Origin of the sequence: Arthrobacter sp. ISL-95, assembly GCF_018613695.1 — a bacterium.
Lineage (GTDB): Bacteria > Actinomycetota > Actinomycetes > Actinomycetales > Micrococcaceae > Arthrobacter.
This window is the reverse complement of sequence record NZ_JAGGPR010000005.1, coordinates 663156-683138: the sequence shown is the minus strand read 5'-3', so window position 1 is coordinate 683138 and position 19983 is coordinate 663156. Positions and strand designations below refer to the sequence as shown.

The following is a 19983-nucleotide window of genomic DNA, read 5'->3' as shown; positions in this document are numbered from 1 at the left end:
CACCGACCGACTCACAGCGCGCTTCCCCGCTGCCTGTCACCGCGATCGAGTCTAGCTGCCCGCGGCAGAGAGGACTCCGACAGCGCGGAGGACGCAGGGTTGGGGACACCCGTTAGGCCAGAACCCACAAACCCGCAGGAACCACGTCCACGTCAACCGGCAATTCAGCGATGCGCTCGCCGTCCGCGTAGGCCACCACCCCTTCGGCCTCCAAACGCACTTTCCGGACGCGCCTGATTTCCACGGCTGGGTGGCCGGTGTGCTTTCCGGCGAATACCTTGGGAAACACGGCAAGGAAACGGAGTCTGGACAGAGGCTTCACCATAAACATGTCCAGCCAGCCGTCGTCGGGTACCGCCTCAGGGGTGATCTTCATGCCCCCGCCAATGGACTGCCCGTTGGCCAACGAGATGAGCAAGGCCGGCTGACGCCAAGTCACATCATCGGCAGTAACGGTATATGTAATCCGGCGAAAAGAGCCCAACTCCCGGACCATCGCAAGGTTGTAACGGCTCTTTCCGCGGGGCCAGCTCCACGAATTGGCCCGCTCGTTGACGGCTGCATCAAACCCGGCGGAGAGGACGCCTGCAAAGTACGTGGTCTTACCACCCGCGATGACCCTGCCGGCGTCGATCCTGCGCCCGCCGGTCTCCAGCGCATCCAGCAATCGGCCGCACGCGGCCCCAGGGTCGTTCAGTGGTAAAGCCAACAGCCGGGCGACGTCGTTGCCTGTCCCGGCGGGAACGATGCCCAGTGGCATATCCAGCCCCGCGAGCGCATTGACGCCAAGGTGAACCATGCCGTCGCCACCCACCACAACCAACGCCTCCACCCCGGTTGCCAGCATCCGATCCACCGATCTCCGCAGGGCGTCGTAGTTTTCCGCTTCAAGTACGACGACGTCCCACCCGGCGGCGCGGATGAATTCTGCGGCTAGGTGCCCGGCATTGCGCGTACGACCAAAAGAAGCCGCAGGATTAAGGGCAACAGCGATTTTCATCGGCGCGCTGGAAGCGTTCTCGGCCGCCGGAGGTTTCACAGCCTGAATTATGCCAGCGGGAACCACCCGCCCCGTTACCGACGTTCACATAGGGGCTGGATAAACTTGCCAGTACCGCGCCTCTCCAGAAGCGCGACCACGTCACAGAGAAGGGCCCGTGCTTGGCCGAGGGCAGCAGTTCGCACTATCAGGTTCTCCGCGTTTCCGTTAACGCTACGGACAAAGAGATCAAAGTGGCCTACCGCAAGGCTGCCCGGAAAGCCCACCCCGATCACGGCGGAGAAGCGGAGATGTTCCGGCGTGTGACCCTCGCGTACGAAACTCTTATAGATCCCCAACGCAGGGCCGACTACGACCGAAAGTACGCCCGCGGCGCCTCCGGCGTGAGCCAGCCTCGGCCCGGCGATTACACAGGAACCGCAGCCCCGGGCCCTTCCGCAACAACAAACGTCAAACGACCCCAAGCCCAGCGCAACACTGCCGGCGACCCCGCGGTCTATGTTCCTGCCTTCGACGATCCCAATGAGGTTCCGCTCATCTCAGCGGCGGAAGCGGCCCAACAAGTCCACGGCCTCCCGCGGAAACGGGGCATATTCGGCGCCGAGGCCCGCATCCAGCGCGAAATGCGCACAGTCCAGCTCATCAGCCGGCAAGTGCTGACCGCCATACCCGCAGCACGGCTGATCAATGGGCTGCGCTCGCCGTCGGACAACAACCACATCGATCACGCAGTCCTGTCCGGGTATCGGCTGGCATTGGTCGGTTCCATGCTGCTGCCTAAAGGCGCCTACGCATGGGACGGCCACTCGCTGCGGCACGGCGGGCGTTCGGTGGCTCCTCCACAGCTCGCCCTCATCGTCCGGCATATGCAGGATCTGTTTCCCGAACTCAATGTCACTGGATGGGTGGTCCTTCATAGCCCTGACGGAAATCTTCACGAACCTGTCATTGACCAATACGGCAAGGGTCAGTCCAGCACCAATGCAGTGGAGGTTGTCAACGCCGCCGGGCTGGTGAGGGGACTGAAGCAGTTCCTCAGTTCGGGGCCCGCACCAAACACCGTTGTGGTGCCTGTCATGGCGAGACTGCTGCGCGGAATGCACTAGGCCGTATGCACGCGGCGGTCAGTCGGTGCGGGGCTGACTAAGATGGGACAGTGTTCCGCATCCTCTTCCACACTCCAGAAATCCCGGGCAATACGGGCAATGCCATCCGCTTAGCCGCCATTACGGGGGCCGAGCTTCACTTGGTGGAGCCCCTCGGCTTTGATTTTTCCGATGCCAAGCTGCGACGCGCGGGTCTCGATTACCACGATCTGGCCGTAGTTACTGTCCATAAGGACATCGACGCTGCGTGGGCTGCGCTCAAGCCGGAACGGGTTTTCGCCTACACCTCCGACGGTGAGACCTCCTATACGGACATCAGCTACCGCGAGGGCGACGTCCTGATGTTCGGGCCCGAATCCGTGGGCCTGCCGGACTGGCTCAAACAGGATCCGCACGTCACCGCCCGTGTGCGCCTTCCCATGAAGCCTTCTCTTCGCTCCCTCAACCTGGCCAATGCTGCATCAATCGCGGTCTTTGAAGCCTGGCGGCAGAACGGATTTGCCGGCGCCAAGGTGTAGCCCATCCAACGGCGCCGCAGCACCGAATACCCTATGCAGGACAATTCCTGCCTTGGACATTCGTTGAGGGAGCCTACGTGAGCGCGCTGCAGGCCAGGGTGATGACGACACGCCGCTGCACCGCCGCGCTGTCGACGCAATCCCGTGATGCTGCCGGTTTCAAACGGGACGACATATGCTGGACGGTGATGGACATCCCCAACAATCCCGGCCCCCCGGTCTTCGAAGCTACCGGCTCTGCGACTGATCTGAATTCGCAGCTTGCCACCTTGCTCGAACTCGTGGCAGCAGGCGACCAGCAGGCATTCGCCGAGTTCTATCGACTCACCTCGCGGCGTGTCTTTGGTATGGCCCGGCGCGTCCTGATAGACGCCGACCTCAGCGAGGACGCCACCCAGGAGGTTTATCTCCAGGTCTGGCAGGGTGCCGCCAAGTTTGACCGCACCGCAGGGACACCGCTGGCCTGGCTCATGACCATCGCCCACCGGCGCGCCATAGACCGCGTCCGCTCCGTGCAAGCGGCAACTGACCGCGAAGCCAAGTACGGCGCAGCAAGCCAAGACCCGGACCGGGACCTTGTGGCGGAGGAAGCCGATACCAACCTGGAAGCCGAAGCTGTCAGCCGATGCCTCGGTACGCTGACAGACACGCAGCGCGAATCCGTCCGACTCGCTTACTACGGCGGATTGACCTACCGGGAAGTCGCCGAGCATCTCGGTGCCGCTGTCCCCACCATTAAATCCCGCATCCGTGATGGACTATTGCGCCTGAAGATTTGCCTGGGGGTGGGTTGATATGAGTGAAAACGTCAGTGGAGGCTTTATCCGCAAAATGTTTGCCAACGACATCGCTACAGACCTCGCCGAGGGCCGCGTCCTTGAGCTCGCGGAAATCTACGCCTTGGACGCCGTGAGTGACGACGAACGGGGCATGATCGAGCACTACATCAAGGACGCCCCGGAAGGTCCGGAATTCCTGGAGCGGGTCCGCGAAGCCCGTGAGACCTTGGCCGTCAGCTTTGCCCCTGAAGAAGCGCCTCCGTCCGGCCTCCTGGACAACATCATGGAACGCATCACCAAGGACGCAGCCCAACCCGCTGCCGAGGTAGCGGCCGCCCCGGTGGCGAGTCCCGCCGTCGACGACCTTGCAGCTGCCAGGGCCAAGCGCGAAGAACGCACCCGCGCCGGTGGCGCACGCAGGTGGATCGTCGGGGTAGCCGCTGCAGCGGTGATTGCACTCGGTGGCATTGGAGTAGGCGCCTACGTCTCTGCGCAGAATGACCCGGTCAACCAAGTGCTCCAGGCCCAGGACGTCCAGAAGAAGTCTGCGGCTGTTCCCGGCGGTGGTACCGCCACCATCTCAGCGTCATCGGCCAAGGATTCCTTTGTGGTTCTAATGGATGGTGTTGAACCAGCGCCCGAAGGCAAGGTCTACCAGTTGTGGACGCTCCCCAAGGACGGCTCTGCCCCGGTACCGCAGGGCACCATGGACGCTGAGACACTCTCCAAGCCGGCGGTTGTGAAGGGCCTGTCCTCAGCTTCGTCCGTAGCCATCACCGTGGAACCCACGGGCGGATCAAACGCCCCCACAACGGACCCGGTTCTGGTGGTCGGGCTCAGCGCCTGACTCTCTACCATCAAACGCACGACGGCGGCCGTCCCACCTAGGGAACGGCCGCCGTCGCACAATTTTCGCTTGCTTCCGCAGCTACAACACCAGTGAAAGAAGCATCACAAAGCCGAAGCCCACCACGGAGATCAACGTCTCCATCACGGACCAGGTTTTGAAGGTCTCCCCAACTGTTAGCCCGAACAGCTCCTTGACCAGCCAGAACCCGGCGTCATTGACGTGGGACAGGAACAAGGAACCTGCGCCGATTGCCAAAGCCAACAGCGCTGCGTGCGTCGGGCTCAGGCTGCTGGCAAGAGGTGCCACAATGCCTGCGGCCGTCACAGTGGCCACTGTTGCTGAGCCTGTAGCGAGACGCAGAGCTACTGCCACGATGAAGCCCAGCACCAGGACCGACATATTGGCGCCTTCGGCCCATTTCTTCACGGCATCGCCCACGCCGGCACCGATCAGGGTCTGCTTGAAACCACCGCCGGCGCCCACAATGAGGAGGATTGCGGCAATGGGCCCCAAGCTTTCACCCAACTTTGCTGTGATCCTGCTACCCGTGAAGCCCACGGCGTATCCGAACGTCACCATCGCCAGAAGAACCGCCAGCGTCATCGCCACCAACGGCTGGCCGACGAAGTCGAAGAAGATTCTGATGGCCGGAGCCGTTTCCGGTTTTGGCCAGATGATGCCGCCCAAGGCCTTCAACAGCATGAGGACCACGGGAAAGATAATGGTCAGAAGCGTCACAAGGAATGACGGCTGACGCTTCACTTCGCTCAGGTCAGCTGCGTGCTGGGTGTCAATGCCACCGGCTACAGCCGGAGCGTCAACGGGGACCCAGCGGGCAGCCAACCGCGAGAAGAGCGGACCACAAATGATCACCGTGGGGATCGCCACGAGGATGCCCAAGCCGAGAGTTGTTCCCAGTTCCGCCTTGACTGCGCTGATCGCGATCAGTGGTCCCGGATGCGGGGGCACCAGGCCGTGAAGCACGGACAGGCCAGCCAACGCCGGGATGGCAATGCGCATCAGCTTCATCTTGGATCGCTGCGTCACCAGGACGATCACCGGAAGCAACAGGACGAGCCCGATTTCGAAGAACATCGGCAAGCCGATGATCACCGCCACGAGCGTGATCATCCACACCAGCTTGTTGCCGCTGGCCTTCGTCAGCAGAGTGTCCACCACCCGGTTTGCCCCGCCGGAATCAGCCAGCAGCTTCCCTAGCATGGCTCCGAGCGCAATGAGCAGGCCGACTTCCTTGAGGACACCACCAACGCCGTCCTCGAAGTTGGTGATGACCTTGCCCAGTTCCACGCCTGATGCCAGGCCTACAAAGGCCGATCCCAGAACAAGCGCCAGGAACGGGTGAAGTTTCAGCTTTGCGATCAGCACCACAATCAGTGCTATACCCAGCGCAGCGACCACCAGGAGTTGGGTGTCGTGCGCCGTCCATTCTTGCACCTGCGTCGCTGTTTCCAGGACCTTCACGAGGCTGTCGCTTCGGTACCGGCGCCAAGCGGCCGGAGACCGAGCCGTTCAATGACTTCGTCGGCCTCTTCGGCCGGCGATGCTGAGACGCACAAGGAGATGTGGTTCTCGTCCTCCGTTGGCTCCTCGAGGGCATCGAACTGCGATTCCAAGAGCGACGGCGGCATGAAGTGGCCGTGCCTGGAGGCGAGGCGATCAGAGATCTTGTCCTTGCTCCCCTGCAGGAAGACGAAAACAACGCCTTCCCTCCGGAGTGCATCGCGGTACTTCTTTTTTAGAGCCGAGCAGGTGATGATCGCCGGGGTTCCGGCCTCCAGGTGTTCCCGGATCCAATCCGAAATGATGCCCAACCAGGGCCACCGGTCCTCATCGCTGAGGGCCTGCCCTGACTGCATCTTTGCCACGTTCGCCTCGGGGTGGAGGTCGTCGCCTTCGGCAAGGTCCCATCCGAGTTTCCCTGCGAGTACGCCGGCAACTGTCGATTTGCCCGAACCGGAGACTCCCATAATCACCAGTACGGGTTGTTGCGCAGTCTTCGCCATCAAAGTCTGCCTTCCTCGAATAAATATGATTTAACCGAGATCAAGCATATGACACGGGTTACACCACGGCAACGTCAGAAGCCGGCGATGGTGCTGGACCCGTTGACGGACACCACGTGGAAGGCCTCTGCGCTGGTGCCGGCAAGCAGGCCGGCGCGCTCCCCATTGGCCAGCATCATGCGCCGCACAACCCGTTCCATGCCTTCAATATCCGGGTGCTGGCTTGCGTGAACACGAATGGCGTCGAGTTTGGCCTCCACGCGATCCGACACATCCACAAAATGGTTCTCACGGGAGTCCGGGCTGGAGATAAACCACAGCCACGGCAGCTTGTAAGCAGCGAGCCCCTCAGCCGCCAGCTCCGGGTAGGCAAAGGGATTCTCCACTGCCGGGTAGACGGCGCGGGTGACGGCTTCCCCGGCTGCGAGGTGGTCCGGGTGGCTCTTTTGGAGTCGGTCCCAGTTCCGTTCCGGATGCATGGTCAGCACGATGTCCGGACGGATTTGGCGAATCAGCTTCACTACCTGCTTGATGACGCCATGTGTCGGCTCGAGGTAGCCATCAAGCTCGTGCAGGTAATGGATATCCGTGACGCCCACCAAAGCGGCCGCCCTCCGTTGCTCCTCTGCGCGGAGTTCGATGATCCTTTCCCTATCCACCGGGTCGAAGCCGCCGGCATCGCCGTCGGTCATGATGCAATAGCTGACCTCGACGCCGGAAGCCGTCCAGGCCGCGATGGTCCCGGCCGCGCCAAAGTCGATGTCGTCAGGATGGGCAGTAAAACAAAGCACCCGCTCAACGCGCTCCGTGGAGGCATCGAACGGGCTCTTTGCTGACGTGATGTCAGTGGGCAAAAGGATCAGCCTTTCCGCTTCTTGATCTCTGCAGTGGCCTGCGGAAGAACCTTGAAGAGGTCACCAATGATGCCGTAATCGGCAATCTCAAACACCGGCGATTCCGCGTCCTTGTTGATGGCCACAATAACCTTGGAAGTCTGCATTCCGGCCTTCTGCTGGATGGCACCTGAAATACCGGCAGAAATGTACAACTGCGGCGACACCGTGACGCCGGTCTGGCCCACCTGTGCATCATGGCCGATCCATCCCGCATCCGTAGCGGCGCGGGATGCACCCACAGCAGCGCCGAGGGCGTCAGCCAGCTCTTCAAGGGGGCCGAAGTCACCGTCCACGCCTCGACCACCGGCGACGACGATCCTCGCTTCGCTGAGGTCAGGCCGCCCGCTGAGGGGCTTCTCAGTGCGGGCCGCTATGCGTGCGGAGTTCGCCAGGCCCTCGGCGGGAACCTCAACCGTGGCAGTTGCCGGTGCAGCTGCGGCGCCGGCGGGAGCAGGCTCCACGTTGTTGGCCTTGACCGAAAGGACCGTCACAGGAGTAGTAGCTTTCGCAGTGGTGTTGTAAGAGCCCGCCAGGACCGACTTGTGTGCAGTGCCGTCCGCCTCAACACCCACAACATCGGTAATAACGCCGGCATTCAGCTTGATGCCAAGCCGGCCGGCGATCTCCTTGCCTTCAGGCGAGTTGTCCAACAGAACTGCCGTAGCCCCGGACGCCGCCACAGCGGCGGCGAGGTAGGCAGCCTTCGGCCCCACCAGGTAGTTATCGAGGTCTTCCACCGACGGCCGGTAGACCGTAGTGGCACCGTACGCACCCAAGGTGGCGGCGACGTCGTCGTTCAACTCACCGGTGAAGGCGACGGCGGTCTCCCCCAGTGAGCGGGCGATGGTCAGGAGCTCCAAGCTGCTCTTCTTCAGAGCGGCTCCCGGGTTGTCAATGAAAACAAGTGCATTTGCCATGGTTGGAGTCCCCTTTTAGAGCAGCTTCTGTGCGGCGAGGAAGTCGACCAGCTTGATGCCGGCGTCGCCGTCGTCGGTGATGATGGTTCCGGCAGTCCGCGGCGGGCGGGCGTCTGCGGACTCCACCACCGTCCAGGAGCCGGCCAAACCCACCTGTGAGGCGTCCAAGCCAATGTCAGCCAGTGAGAGCGAGGCGATCTTCTTCTTCTTGGCCGCCAGGATGCCCTTGAAGTTCGGATAGCGCGGCTCGTTGATCTGGTCGGTGACCGACACAACTGCAGGAAGCTGCGCTTCGACAGTCTCCGAGAAGGCTCCGGCGTCGCGACGGGCGCTGACCTGGCCACCCGAGACGTCAAGGCTGGAAGCAAAGGTGACCTGCGGAAAAGACAAACGCTCGGCGAGCTGTGCCGGGATGAGCGAAGTCTCGCCATCGGTGGAAGCCATACCCGTCAGGACCAAATCCACCGGGCGGCCATCGGCCGAGATGTGGCGGATGGCAGCGGCAAGCGCCAATGAAGTTGCAGCTGCATCCGAACCAGCCAAAGCGTCGTCGCTGAGGTGGACGCCGGAATACGCGCCGATCTGGAGTGACTTCTTTACAGCATTGACCGCGCCGGAGGGGCCCATGCTCAAAGCAACGACCTCATTCCCGGCCTTTGGTCCGCCGCGCTCCTCCGCTAGCTGGAGCGCTGCCTCGAGAGCGTACTCGTCCAGTTCAGACAAGATGCTCTCATCACGGTCGGTTGTGTTGCCGGGTCCGGTAATATGCCGGTCGAACTGGGCGTCCGGGACGTGCTTGACCAGAACGACAATCTTCAATGTCTCTTCCACTGTCTTCGAAGCAGCCTTCCATGCTTGTGGACGGCCAACCGCAGCAGCGTGGCCGTGAATTGCCCACCTGGTGGGCTCGTCCTAGCTAAGCATATTGCCCGCAGAAAACCACTCCCAGCGTTAAGCCCTGTTTCAGCTACGCGCGATGCTTTCGGTTGCGGCTATTTCTCCGGGGGCCATCACAAAACGGCGGGCGACACCTCTGAAGTGCCGCCCGTCGTCGTGAGTTCTTCTTGCCTGACCTTGGGCCGCCTACTGCTGCGCGGCGTCGAGGGTGACCTCAACCTCTTGCGTCTGGCCACCGCGCTGAATGGTGACCTTGACCTTGGCGCCGGCCGGCTGCTCCCGAACCGCTGCTGTCAGCTGGTTGGGATCGCTCACGGCGTAGTCGCCGAACTTGGTCACCACATCGCCAACCTTCAGTCCAGCCTTGGCAGCAGCCGAAGCCGAAGTCACTGACGCAACCTCAGCACCCACCGAGAAGCCGGAATCGCTGCCCGTGGACGACTTGGAACGAACTGACACACCGAACTGACCATGGCTGGCCTTACCGGTTTCGATGATCTCCTGCGCCACACGCTTGGCGTGGTTGATCGGAACACTGAAACCGACGCCGATGTTGCCGCTGGACGACTCGGAGGTTCCGCTGCCCGCCGAAGCGATGGCCACGTTGACACCGATCACTTCACCCTTGCTGTTCACCAGTGCACCGCCGGAGTTACCGGGGTTGATAGCGGCATCAGTCTGGATGACGTTGATGGCAATCGAGCCTTCATTGGCTGTGCTCTGGCTTTGGCCACCGTTTGGCGGTGCGAACTGGAAGCCCTCGTCGCCGCCCTGGCTCTCGTCCGGTGTACCTTCCGGCACAGCTGAGGACGCCACACTGATGGTGCGGTTGAGCGTGGACACAATGCCGTCCGTCACCGTTCCGGTGAGACCCAATGGCGAACCGATCGCGACGGCGGTGTCCCCCACGTTGATCTTGGACGAGTCACCGAGCGTTGCCGGGACCAGGCCCGAGGGATCGCTGACCTTGATGATTGCAAGGTCCGAGAGCGGGTCGGTGCCGACTACCGTGGCCTTGAGGACCTTGCCGTCGCTCGTACGTACCTCGATGGTTGCGTTAGCTGTGGCACCGTCCAGAGTCACGACGTGAGTGTTGGTGAGGATGTGGCCCTGGTCGTCAAGGATGATGCCGGAACCCGTGCCGCCCTCATTGCCGCTGGTGGCCTTGATGGTCACAACGCTGGGTGAGGCCTTGGCGGCCGCAGCGGTAATGACGTTGACGTCGTCCTTATTGTTCACGATCACGGTGCTGGACTGTCCGCCTGTTGAAGCAGCCGGTGCGGGGTTATCCCACAGTGCGTTACTGCCGGCCACTACGCCGCCACCGATCAGACCCGCTGCAAGCATGCTTGCTACGAGGGTGCCCACACCGAATGCCGGTTTGCGCTTGGTGGCCACCGCCGAAGAGTGCCCCGGGGTGTGCTGCATTCCGGGGCTGCCGTGACCCGGCGGGTTCTGGAATCCTTGCTGGTTTTGGAACTGGGAAGCGGCGTTGTTTCCCGGGTTCGAGCCACCGTAGAACGGCTGGTGCTGCGGGTAGCTCGGGCGGTGAGCCGGATCTTGCTGTGGAGCGCCGTAGTACTGGGGCTGCTGCGGGGCTGCGGGAGGCTGGAAGGCGGGCAGCGGAGTGGTGGGCTGCGCCGGGTTCTCCGTCCCGGCCCCCTGTCCGGAAGTCCAAGCGGGCTGCTGCCGGGTGGCGCCGGCATCGCCCTGCTCCCCCGTGGTATCCCGCGGCTCTGATGGCTCGCGGTTCTCTGGTGCAGTGCCCTGCGCTGGGTTCTCCGTCATGGGTCTTCCTTTCATCCTCGTCTTCAACAACTATGTACCCAATTACTGGAACAAAAGCGGACGTTCGCTGGGAGCTTCCTGAAAGGGCCTGTGAGTTCAAAAGGACCCTCAACGCCCCAACAATCCAGCGCTCTCCTATATTTCGCTGGTGGCATATTCACACCTGTGGACGGGCTTGGGGGTGCACCATAGAATCAAGAGGAATTGCCACAGCGACCTGCGGCTTTACACCATGCGTGGGGGCGCTGAGCATTCTGTGACGATTGGTACGCCTTGTTCCAGTCGCAGACGTGCTGAAGGGTTGCACATGCGGTCAAAAATTAAACGCGTACTCGCCATGATCGGCCTGGCTGGAATGTTGGCCCTCCCGGCCACTTCCGCTTGGGCGGCCGATCCGGTGACCATTCCGTCCGGCCAGAACATCGTGGACGACGCCAACCTCCTGGGCAGCCGAAAAGGCGAAGTCCAGGAAGCCATCCAAAAGACACTCAAGGACCACAAGTACAACTTGTACGTGGTAACTGTGGACTCCTTTGAGAACCCGACGGACCCCAAGGCATGGACGCAGGCGGTTGCGACTGCGAAAAAAATGGGCAAGGCAGACGCCATTCTGGCCATCGCCGCAGCCGGCCAGTACAACTTCGTGGTGAACTCCGCGAGTTCCATCGCCTCAAAACAATCCGCCATTACGCAGAATGCTGTTGCCGCGAACCTAGGGGCGGGTAAAAAAGATGCCGCCCAGGCCGCGATCGATACGGCCGCTGCCATTGGCGATGCCGCAGGCGGTGGCAGCGGAACGGTGCCCAGCGGAAACGCAGGCGTCGGAGTGCTTGTCGGGGTTGGCGTAGTCGCGGCAGGTGGCGCAGGCACGTACCTGTACCTCCGTAACCGGCGCAAGAAGGGCAGCACCAAGGCTGTCAGCGCCAGCTATGGACCACAGGGCGAACAGCTTGACCCTCTGGCCGGCCTCACCATTCCGGAGCTGCGGCAGAAGAGCGGCTCGCTGTTGATCGAGGCGGACGACGCCATCAAGTCCAGCGAGCAGGAACTTGGCTTCGCTCAGGCTCAGTATGGTGATTCCGCAATTGGCAACTTCACCAAAGCCCTGGAAGAGGCGAAGGGCCATATGACGGAGTCCTTCAAGCTGCAGCAACAGTTGGATGACCACATCCCTGATACTGAAGAGCAGCAGCGTAGTTGGCTCGGTGAGATCATCCGCCGCTCAGAAGCCGCTCTGGCTTCTCTTCGAGATCAGAAGGCTGACTTCGACTCCTTGCGCGAGCTTGAAAAGAACGCTCCCCAAGCCTTGGCAGCGGTGACATCGGGAGCCAGGGAAGCCGATGCGAAGATCGCCAGCTCAGAGCAGTCGCTCGAAGGTTTGCGCGCCAAATATGCCGAATCTGCTTTGAATCAGGTCTCCGACAACATCCTGCAGGCAAAGGAGCGACTCGCATTCGTGCAGAACGCCGCCACCGCCGCCCAGGAGAAGTTGGCAAGCGGCGAAAACAGCCTGGCTGCTGTGGCGGTACGCGCCGCCGAGGAAAGCCTGCACCAGACCAACGTGTTGATCGATGCCATCTCCAAGACGGCCGGCAGTCTGGATGAGGCCCGTACTTCCTTGGAAGGCGCCGTAGCGGAAACCAGCCAGGACCTTGCGCAAGCACGAGCGATGATCCAGTCCGGTGCACACCCGGAACTCGCCGGTCCGGTGGCCGGAGTGGAAGCCGCCTTGGCACAGGTCAAGACCGAGATCCAAGGCGGAAAGATCGATCCCATCGCGACGCTCAGCCGCCTGGAGTCGGCCCACCAGGCGCTCGATCAGTCTCTGTCCGGCGTCCGCGATCAGCAGGAACAGGCACGCCGGGCTCAAGCCTCGCTTCAGCAGACCATCATGGCGGCACAGGCACAGATCAGCGCCACGTCGGACTACATCACTGCGCGTCGTGGCGGCGTGGGCACAGAGGCACGCACGAGGTTGGCGGAGGCCCAGCGCAACCTCGACTACGCGCTGTCCATCTCGCGCAATGACCCCGTCACCGCGCTTACCTACGCCCAGCAGGCACATTCGCTTGCAGCGCAGGCTGCGCAACTTGCCCAGTCCGACGTCGATCAGTTCGGCTACGCCGATCAGGGCTACGGACGCGGTGGAATGTTCGGCGGAGGCGGCGGAGGCGGAGGCCTCGGCGGCGCCATACTCGGCGGCATCCTCATCAACTCCATCCTGAACGGCGGAGGAGGCGGCTGGGGCGGCGGCAATGACGGCGGAGGCGGCGGAGGATTCTTCGGCGGAGACTCTGGCGGCGGAGGCGATTTTGGCGGCGGCGGAGGCGACTTCGGTGGCGGAGACTCCGGCAGCTTCTAGCCAGACAGACTAGGCGGGGTTCAACGCCCCGCATAGAAGCGGTACAACAACTGATCACTGATTTCAGTGTCACCACTGAGCAGGACGAAAGGCAACACCATGGTTAAGCAGTCCATTTTCGGTCGGATCTCACAGCTCGCCAAGGCAAACATCAACGCCTTGCTGGACCAGGCTGAGGACCCGCAGAAGATGCTGGACCAAATGGTCCGCGACTACACGAACAACATTGCCGAGGCCGAATCAGCCGTAGCCCAGACCATCGGCAATCTCCGAATGCTGCAGGCGGACTACAACGAAGACGTCAAGAACGCGCAGGACTGGGGCAACAAGGCCCTGGCAGCGTCCCGCAAGGCCGATGAGTACCGCACTGCCGGTGATCCCGTTGATGCACAGAAGTTTGACAACCTTGCCAAGGTAGCCATCCAGCGCCAGATGACCGCGGAGTCCGAGGCAAAGGCAGCAGAACCGAGCATCGCCTCCCAGACCGAGGTTGTGGATAAGCTCAAGACCGGGCTTGACCAGATGAAGAACAAGCTCAACCAGCTCACAGCCAAGCGCAACGAACTGGTGGCGCGCTCCAAGACCGCTGCGGCGCAGACCCAGGTCCACGATGCTCTCAAGAGCATCGACATCATGGATCCCACCAGCGAGGTAGGCCGCTTCGAAGAGAAGATCCGCCGTGAAGAGGCCAAGGTCCTGGGCCAGCAGGAACTCGCCAGCTCCAGCCTTGATGCCCAGTTCAACCAGCTCGAAGACCTCGGAGAACAGACGGAGATCGAGGCTCGGCTTGCAGCACTGAAGTCGGGCGGTTCCAAGCCTGCCATCGGCGCAGGAGCCCCAGCGTCCACCGGTGCAACAGTGGACGAAGCCGACTTCGACAAGCTCTAAGAAGAAATCAGGCTCACCCTGCCGAACGGGAGGGCTGCCCAAGGACTGAAATAAGAACCCGGCCGGATCCTGAGCAGGATCCGGCCGGGTTTTGTTTTCCGCTGTAACTAAACCGCCGAAGGAACTGGCGAGTCCTGGCCGGGACTGACGTCGGTTGCCACCTCGGCGCGGATTTCGAATCCCTTGGGGTGAAAGTACGTCACCGTGCATTCCAGGACCTCGCCGTGAGCGCCCAGCGTGGTCCGTTCCAAGCGGGGTACCATAGCAAACCCGCGGACGTTCAGAGCGTCCGCCAGGTGTTCGGGCGGTGCATGCATGGTAACGGTGATTTCCGCCCGGTGGAGCGGCTTCAGCGTCCTGTCCTGAATGACTTGGTATATGGAGTTGCGCTCGGCATCCGCCAAGCTGATATGGCGGCCGATGTGCGAGGGGATGAAAATCTCCGCAATGGCGTAAGGCCATCCTGCGCTTGAGTAGGAGCGCCGGATCACCAGAACCAGGTTGTCGTCAGAGACCAGCTTTGCCGGCACTGACGGGTCCTTCTCCATCCATTTGTATTCGATGAGTCCCTTGACAGTCTTCATACCAGCAGCGGTGAACGTCTCCATAAACGGCGCCAGACGGTTCAGCATCTTGACGGGACGCTGGGCCATCACGAAAGTACCCTTGCCCTGCCTTCGGACCAGCAAACCCTTGACAACCAGGGTTTCGATGGCTTTCCGGACCGTGGTCCTGCTGATGCCATAGGCATCCATCAGGGTCTCCTCGGTGGGTATCCGGGACCCCGGCTCCAGCCGGCTGACCTGATCCGTCAGAACGTCGGCCACCTGCTGATACACGGCAACCGGACCGTCTCTCTGAAGGACTTCACGCGTGAGGCCAAATCCATAGTCTTCATTGACCATTGAGCGTCCCATCCATTTCTTGCCGCAGCGAATCCGGCTTTGATGCTAGCACCGGCCTCCCGGTGCTGAGTTAAACAAAAGATCCGGATCAGTTCGTACTGATCCGGATCTTTTCTCCAGTTGCGGGGACAGGATTTGAACCTGTGACCTCTGGGTTATGAGCCCAGCGAGCTACCGAACTGCTCCACCCCGCGTCGCAAGAACAACTCTACCGCACCCTCCAGGGTGCTTCTGACCATATGGCTCCTAAGGTGCCGCAGATCACTCCCCCATGCCCGAAAGCCCCGAGGTAGCCGTGGCCTTGGGCCAGGATGCGATTTGCGTCGGGGCTTCGCCGCTTCCGCCTCATGCGGTCCCGGGCTCCAACCGCGAACCGATCATCCATCCGAAAGTGAGCGAGGGTTGGGCCCAAAGCCCAGGGACATGAGCGAGCGATGGGCCCCCAAACCCGAGGGACATGAGCGAGCGATAGCCCCAAACCCGAGGGACATGAGCGAGCGTCGGGTGGGACATGGCCGGATTGGGAGTTGAGGGGAAAACAAAAGGTCCGGATCAGTAATAACTGATCCGGACCTTTTCTCCAGTTGCGGGGACAGGATTTGAACCTGTGACCTCTGGGTTATGAGCCCAGCGAGCTACCGAACTGCTCCACCCCGCGTCGCAAGAACAACATTACCGCCCAGTGAATGGCAGACCAAATCCTGGCGACGTGATGTGCATCTCCCCCTACGCGAAAGGCCGGCACCCGTCCCCGAAGGGAGCAGGTGCCGGCCTCTCAGCCACCTACAGAACTAGCTGCTTGGCGTAGGCGAGGGTGTCGCACTGGGAGTGGCCTCCGGTGTTGCCGAAGGAGTCGCCGTGGCGCCCAGACGCGTTTCCGCATCCAAAGCCTTCTTCAAGGCTTCGGACAGCTTGGTCTGCTGGGCACCGTAAGCGGCAAAGTCGCCCTTGGCCAACGCAGCCTGGCCATCCACGATCGCCTTGTTGGCCTCGTCCAGAGCTGCTTTGAGGTCCGCCTTGGCATCGGTGGGGCCAGCAGGCGGTGTAGTGGTGCCTGGAGGCGCTGTGGGCGTTTGGCCGTTGTTGTCTGCATCTCCGGCTGTAGCACCGGAGTTGCCACCGAACAGTTGGTCGAGTGCCTCGTCCAAAGTGGGCGCAAAGCCGATCTTGTCACCGAAGGCCACCAGCACACGCTGCAACGTCGGGTAGGACGTCTCGCCTGTGGACTTCAGGTACACGGGCTGCACATAGAGCAGGCCGCCACCCACAGGAAGAGTCAGCAGGTTGCCGTTGAGCACATCTGATGCGCCCTGTCGCAGAAGGTTCAGCGCCTGGGACACAGTGGGATCAGAGTTGAACTTGTTTTGCGCCTGTCCGGGACCCGGAACCTGGGTGTCAGTGGGGAGTTCCAGTAGCCGTAGCTTTCCGTAGTCCTCTCCCTTGACGCCCTTGACGTTGCCGGCGTCGGAATCAGCAGCGAGGAACCCGTACAGGATGTTCCTGGCGCTTCCGTTGACCGTTTGCGGAATGAACGATGAGGTCAGTTGGAATGCCGGCTTCTTCTGGTCCGGCATCTGCAGTGACATATAGAACGGAGGCTGCTTGACGGCTTCCGAAACTGTGGGATCGTTCGGAACGCTCCAAGCATCGTTGTTCTGGTAGAAGCTGTCCGGGTCCGTCACGTGGTAACGGCCGAGCAGTTCACGCTGGACTTTGAACAGGTCTTCCGGGTAGCGAACGTGGCTCATGAGGTCGCCGGACATTTCCGAGTACGGCTTGATGACGGTCGGGAAGACCTTCTGCCAAGCCTTCAGAATGGGGTCCTGGTCATCCCAGGCGTAGAGATTGACGGACCCGTCATAGGCGTCCACAGTGGCCTTGACCGAGTTGCGGATGTAATTTACCGAGCTGTTCGGAAGAGCCACGGTGCGTCCGGCACTCGTCTGCGAGTCAACAGTGGCATTCTGCAGCTGTTGCGGTTGGGAGTACGGGAAGTACTGGCTGGTGGTGTAGCCGTCAACAATCCACTTGACGCGGCCGTCCACGACCGCCGGGTACGCATTGCCGTCGACGGTCAGGTACGGGGCGAGCTTCTCAACCCGTTCGCGCGGATTGCGTTCGTACAGAATCTGGGAGTCTGCGTTAACGCCGTCCGAGAGCAAGAGGTCGGAAGACTGGAACTTGATGGAGTAGAGAATCCTGTTGAGCCAGTTGCCAACGTTGGGTCCACCGTTACCGCTAAAGGTGTACTGCGTTTCGCCGCCGCCTTCACGGCCTGCTGGCCGGTCCTGCTCACGGTTCGGTGCACCATCCGGCGCTCCCACGATGGAATATTCAGGTGAGTTCTCGCCGAAGTAGATGCGTGGCTCGTAGGAAGTGTCGTTGCCCAGGACACCGTTGGACGGAATGCCCGACTGCAGGAACTCAGGCTTGCCATCGGCCGTGAACTTGTTGCCCTTGGCTGCCACGACGCCGTAACCATGCGTGTAGACGATGTGCCTGTTGACCCAAGTCTGCTGGTTGGCGCTCAGGCCATCCGGGTTCAGTTCACGAACAGCAATAACGGTGTCCTGGACTTTGCCGTCCACCATGTAACGGTCAACGTTCAAGGTTTGGGGGAACTGGTAGTACGGACGGTACTGCTCCAACTGGGCGAACGCCGAGGAAATAAGGTTCGGGTCCAGAAGACGGATGTTGGCCGTGGTCTGCGCGTCAGCGGCCAAGGCACCGGTAGTGGCAGTGGTGGTGGCGTTATAGGCCGAAACATCGATCTTGTCCAGACCGTAAGCAGCCCGCGTCATCTTGATATTTCGATCTATGAACTCCTTTTCCAAGGTGTTCTCCGACGGACGGACCTGGAACTGCTGGATAACCCACGGGTAGACGCCACCGGCCAGAATCGCAGTGATGACCAACATCGCGGTGCCGATGACAGGAAGGCGCCAGCGCCCAATGATCGCGGCAATGATGAACAGGATGGCAACGAGGCCTGCTGCAACGGCAAGGATCGCCTTGGTGGGCACAACGGCATTAACATCCGTGTAGAGGGCGCCGGCCCAGCGGCCCGAGTTGCTCTGGACAGTCGTGTACCTGTCAAGCCAGAAGTTGATGCCCAGCAGAACCAGGAAAAGAGCGCCGGTGACGGCGATGTGGATCTGCGCTGCACGGCTCGTGAAAATACCGCGTTCCATGAGGCGGATGCTGCCGTAGAGGTAGTGCGTCAAGATGCCCGCAATACCGGCAACAACCGCGATGCTGATCAGGAACCCCGTGACGAAACCGAGGAACGGCAGCGTCATCAGGTAGAAGCTGATGTCCATGTTGAACAGCGGATCGTTCTGCCCGAAGGGCTCCTGGTTGAAGAACAACAGGGCCTTCTGCCACTGGCTGGCGGCCGCACTGCCGGCAAAAAGCCCGAACAGAATGGGGAGGCCGATCATGACAACCCGGCGGACAGGTTCAAGCTGCGCCTGGTAACGGTTGAGGTTGTCCCGGGCCTCAGCATCCGGAGCATAAACGGGCCGGGAGCGGTAGGCGATCCTGATGGCGAAGAAAACAGCGGCGAACATCATGGCGAAACCAATGAGGAACGTGATGATCCTGGCGAGGTTTTCGCGAATATAAACTTCGAAGAAGCCAAGCTGCTGGTACCACAGGACGTCAGTCCACACATTGGCGAAGAATATGAACCCGACGACGGCCACTGCCACGACAATGAGGGTCGGAGTCAGGGCACCTCGTCTCAGCGGTGATCTTCCGGGCGGGTTGGAGCTGGCGGGACGGGACAAACTCTGTACCTCATTGGTGTCAGTGAACAGTCGGTGTGCGCGTGCTGACAATCTCTACCGCTGGGAGGTGGCAGAGGCCGTCATCTATGCCACGAGTGGCAGTGAAGCTAAGTTCCACCGTCAGTCTAGTTGTTTGTGCAGGTGGGAAGGCTCCCCGTGTCCTGACCGGAGCCGAGCCGCTCCACGGCGGAGGTAGCGTCGGCAAGGGTTTCCACTTTTACTACCTGAAGCCCGTCCGGCACATGGCCAACAACATCGGCGCAATTGGAGGCCGGCGCGAGGAACATGGTTGCCCCCTTTTGGCGGGCGCCTATCATCTTCTGGGCAATGCCGCCGATGGGTCCTACAGCACCATCGGCGGTGATCGTTCCGGTGCCCGCGACGTGCTTGCCGCCGGTCAGATCCCCCGGAGTGAGGTTGTCCACGATGCCCAGGGCAAACATCATGCCTGCGCTGGGTCCGCCAACGTTGTCCAAGGAAATGCTGACGTCGAACGGGAACGTAAAGTCACTAGCCAGCAAAACACCCAGAACGTACCTGTCGGTCTGGTTCTTGGTGGGGGTTATCGTCTCAGACACCGCAGTGCCTTTCCGGTCCACGCCCACCACGACCGGGGATCCCGCACCCGCGGCCAGTTCCGCCTGGACCACACTCATGGACGTGATCGCCTTGCCATTGATGGAGACCAGCCGGTCACCTTCCTGAATCTTCCCGGCAGATGGAGAAGGGTCTGACAATCCTGCGACATTGAGCCGCTGCTCGAACGGAATTTCAAGCTCTCGCAATGCTGCAGCCACGGCGTTCTCCTGCGATGTTTCCATGGCGATTTCGCCCTGTTGCACCGTCTGCTCGGCCGTGGTGCCCCTGGGATAGATGAGTTCCTCCGGATAAATGGCTTTGGAGGGATCCATCCAGGCCCGAAAGACATCGAAGATGGTAGCCGGGGTCTTCGGACCGCCTGTCATGACCACTGTGGTCAGGTCAAGGTTGCCGTTCGCTGGAAAGGACTCGCGACCGGTAATGCCAATGACGGGTTTGTCGCCGTCCTTGCCCAAGGTATTGAAGGTGGGACCCGCCGACTCAATGACATACGGAACCGGCAACGCTGCCGCCCCAATACCAAGGCCCAGTGCGAGAAGCCCGGAGATCACCATAATCATGTACCGGCCGTCGCGGGGCGGCGACGGAGGCACGGAGGCGGAATCGGCGTCGGGCGTCTGACGCGGGTCCAATGAGCCCTCGGGGCTGGGCGAAGTAAGCATTGA

General features: G+C 61.5%; 16 protein-coding genes and 2 tRNA genes. 6 read left to right on the top strand and 12 right to left on the bottom strand.

Annotation, left to right across the window (positions count from 1 at the left end; all coding sequences use genetic code 11):
• Positions 1 to 112: 112 nt before the first annotated feature.
• Positions 113 to 1039 (bottom strand): diacylglycerol kinase family protein, encoded by a 927-nt coding sequence (locus tag J7I86_RS09400; RefSeq protein WP_309476698.1) that lies wholly within the window; start codon positions 1037 to 1039, stop codon positions 113 to 115.
• A 122-nt stretch (positions 1040 to 1161) separates the two neighbouring features.
• Between J7I86_RS09400 and J7I86_RS09395 the strand changes: the two genes are divergently transcribed.
• The 4 genes from J7I86_RS09395 (at position 1162) to J7I86_RS09380 (ending at position 4250) form a co-directional block, all read left to right on the top strand.
• On the top strand, positions 1162 to 2106 hold the full coding sequence (locus J7I86_RS09395) for a J domain-containing protein (RefSeq protein ID WP_214819154.1): 945 nt from the start codon (positions 1162 to 1164) through the stop codon (positions 2104 to 2106).
• Positions 2107 to 2156: 50 nt separating this feature from the next.
• Entirely contained in the window at positions 2157 to 2624 is a 468-nt protein-coding gene (locus tag J7I86_RS09390) for a tRNA (cytidine(34)-2'-O)-methyltransferase (RefSeq protein ID WP_178996968.1), read from the top strand.
• A 188-nt stretch (positions 2625 to 2812) separates the two neighbouring features.
• Complete coding sequence (sigK, locus tag J7I86_RS09385) at positions 2813 to 3418, top strand: ECF RNA polymerase sigma factor SigK (RefSeq protein ID WP_214819633.1); 606 nt, start codon at positions 2813 to 2815, stop codon at positions 3416 to 3418.
• 1 nt (position 3419) lies between these two features.
• Positions 3420 to 4250 (top strand): anti-sigma factor domain-containing protein, encoded by an 831-nt coding sequence (locus tag J7I86_RS09380; RefSeq protein WP_214819153.1) that lies wholly within the window; start codon positions 3420 to 3422, stop codon positions 4248 to 4250.
• Positions 4251 to 4331: 81 nt separating this feature from the next.
• Here J7I86_RS09380 and J7I86_RS09375 read toward each other — a convergent pair whose 3' ends face one another.
• From J7I86_RS09375 to J7I86_RS09350, 6 genes are all read right to left on the bottom strand, one after another.
• Positions 4332 to 5735 carry a gluconate:H+ symporter gene (locus J7I86_RS09375; RefSeq protein ID WP_214819152.1) on the bottom strand — a complete coding sequence of 468 codons (1404 nt, stop codon included), beginning with the start codon at positions 5733 to 5735 and terminating at the stop codon, positions 4332 to 4334.
• Positions 5732 to 6277, bottom strand: a complete 546-nt coding sequence (locus J7I86_RS09370; protein ID WP_214819151.1) for a gluconokinase — start codon at positions 6275 to 6277, stop codon at positions 5732 to 5734. The genes J7I86_RS09375 and J7I86_RS09370 overlap by 4 nt, the downstream gene beginning before the upstream one ends.
• Before the next feature lie 74 nt (positions 6278 to 6351).
• Positions 6352 to 7131, bottom strand: a complete 780-nt coding sequence (locus tag J7I86_RS09365) for a PIG-L deacetylase family protein (protein WP_214819150.1) — start codon at positions 7129 to 7131, stop codon at positions 6352 to 6354.
• A gap of 5 nt (positions 7132 to 7136) precedes the next feature.
• Positions 7137 to 8090, bottom strand: a complete 954-nt coding sequence (locus tag J7I86_RS09360) for an electron transfer flavoprotein subunit alpha/FixB family protein (RefSeq protein WP_214819149.1) — start codon at positions 8088 to 8090, stop codon at positions 7137 to 7139.
• Between the two features lie 15 nt (positions 8091 to 8105).
• Positions 8106 to 8909 (bottom strand): electron transfer flavoprotein subunit beta/FixA family protein, encoded by an 804-nt coding sequence (locus tag J7I86_RS09355; protein WP_214819148.1) that lies wholly within the window; start codon positions 8907 to 8909, stop codon positions 8106 to 8108.
• A gap of 264 nt (positions 8910 to 9173) precedes the next feature.
• The gene (locus J7I86_RS09350) at positions 9174 to 10775 is read right to left on the bottom strand and encodes a S1C family serine protease (protein ID WP_214819147.1); all 1602 of its coding nucleotides are present in this window, start codon (positions 10773 to 10775) and stop codon (positions 9174 to 9176) included.
• A gap of 307 nt (positions 10776 to 11082) precedes the next feature.
• Here J7I86_RS09350 and J7I86_RS09345 point away from each other — a divergent pair, with 307 nt between their 5' ends.
• Positions 11083 to 13137, top strand: coding sequence for a TPM domain-containing protein (locus J7I86_RS09345; protein ID WP_214819146.1), 2055 nt, complete (start codon positions 11083 to 11085; stop codon positions 13135 to 13137).
• Between the two features lie 99 nt (positions 13138 to 13236).
• Positions 13237 to 14025, top strand: a complete 789-nt coding sequence (locus J7I86_RS09340; protein ID WP_214819145.1) for a PspA/IM30 family protein — start codon at positions 13237 to 13239, stop codon at positions 14023 to 14025.
• Between the two features lie 107 nt (positions 14026 to 14132).
• On the opposite strand, the gene J7I86_RS09335 is transcribed toward J7I86_RS09340, so the two are convergent.
• The 5 genes from J7I86_RS09335 to J7I86_RS09315 all read right to left on the bottom strand — a co-directional run bounded on the left by J7I86_RS09335 (position 14133) and on the right by J7I86_RS09315 (position 19980).
• Positions 14133 to 14930 (bottom strand): GntR family transcriptional regulator, encoded by a 798-nt coding sequence (locus tag J7I86_RS09335; protein WP_214819144.1) that lies wholly within the window; start codon positions 14928 to 14930, stop codon positions 14133 to 14135.
• Between the two features lie 120 nt (positions 14931 to 15050).
• Positions 15051 to 15124: transfer RNA gene (locus tag J7I86_RS09330), tRNA-Met, on the bottom strand.
• 390 nt (positions 15125 to 15514) lie between these two features.
• Positions 15515 to 15588 (bottom strand) — tRNA-Met (locus J7I86_RS09325).
• 133 nt (positions 15589 to 15721) lie between these two features.
• The gene (locus J7I86_RS09320) at positions 15722 to 18718 is read right to left on the bottom strand and encodes a UPF0182 family protein (RefSeq protein ID WP_214819143.1); all 2997 of its coding nucleotides are present in this window, start codon (positions 18716 to 18718) and stop codon (positions 15722 to 15724) included.
• A 125-nt stretch (positions 18719 to 18843) separates the two neighbouring features.
• On the bottom strand, positions 18844 to 19980 hold the full coding sequence (locus J7I86_RS09315) for a S16 family serine protease (protein WP_214819142.1): 1137 nt from the start codon (positions 19978 to 19980) through the stop codon (positions 18844 to 18846).
• Positions 19981 to 19983: the final 3 nt, after the last annotated feature.

What these genes read in the sequence shown, in the direction of transcription:
- sigK (WP_214819633.1), top strand. Translation starts at nt 2,813, where the DNA reads ATGGACATCCCCAACAATCCCGGCCCCCCGGTCTTCGAAGCTACCGGC.
- J7I86_RS09380 (WP_214819153.1), top strand. Translation starts at nt 3,420, where the DNA reads ATGAGTGAAAACGTCAGTGGAGGCTTTATCCGCAAAATGTTTGCCAAC.
- J7I86_RS09370 (WP_214819151.1), bottom strand. Translation starts at nt 6,277, where the DNA reads ATGGCGAAGACTGCGCAACAACCCGTACTGGTGATTATGGGAGTCTCC.
- J7I86_RS09360 (WP_214819149.1), bottom strand. Translation starts at nt 8,090, where the DNA reads ATGGCAAATGCACTTGTTTTCATTGACAACCCGGGAGCCGCTCTGAAG.
- J7I86_RS09350 (WP_214819147.1), bottom strand. Translation starts at nt 10,775, where the DNA reads ATGACGGAGAACCCAGCGCAGGGCACTGCACCAGAGAACCGCGAGCCA.
- J7I86_RS09345 (WP_214819146.1), top strand. Translation starts at nt 11,083, where the DNA reads ATGCGGTCAAAAATTAAACGCGTACTCGCCATGATCGGCCTGGCTGGA.
- J7I86_RS09340 (WP_214819145.1), top strand. Translation starts at nt 13,237, where the DNA reads ATGGTTAAGCAGTCCATTTTCGGTCGGATCTCACAGCTCGCCAAGGCA.
- J7I86_RS09335 (WP_214819144.1), bottom strand. Translation starts at nt 14,930, where the DNA reads ATGGTCAATGAAGACTATGGATTTGGCCTCACGCGTGAAGTCCTTCAG.
- J7I86_RS09315 (WP_214819142.1), bottom strand. Translation starts at nt 19,980, where the DNA reads ATGCTTACTTCGCCCAGCCCCGAGGGCTCATTGGACCCGCGTCAGACG.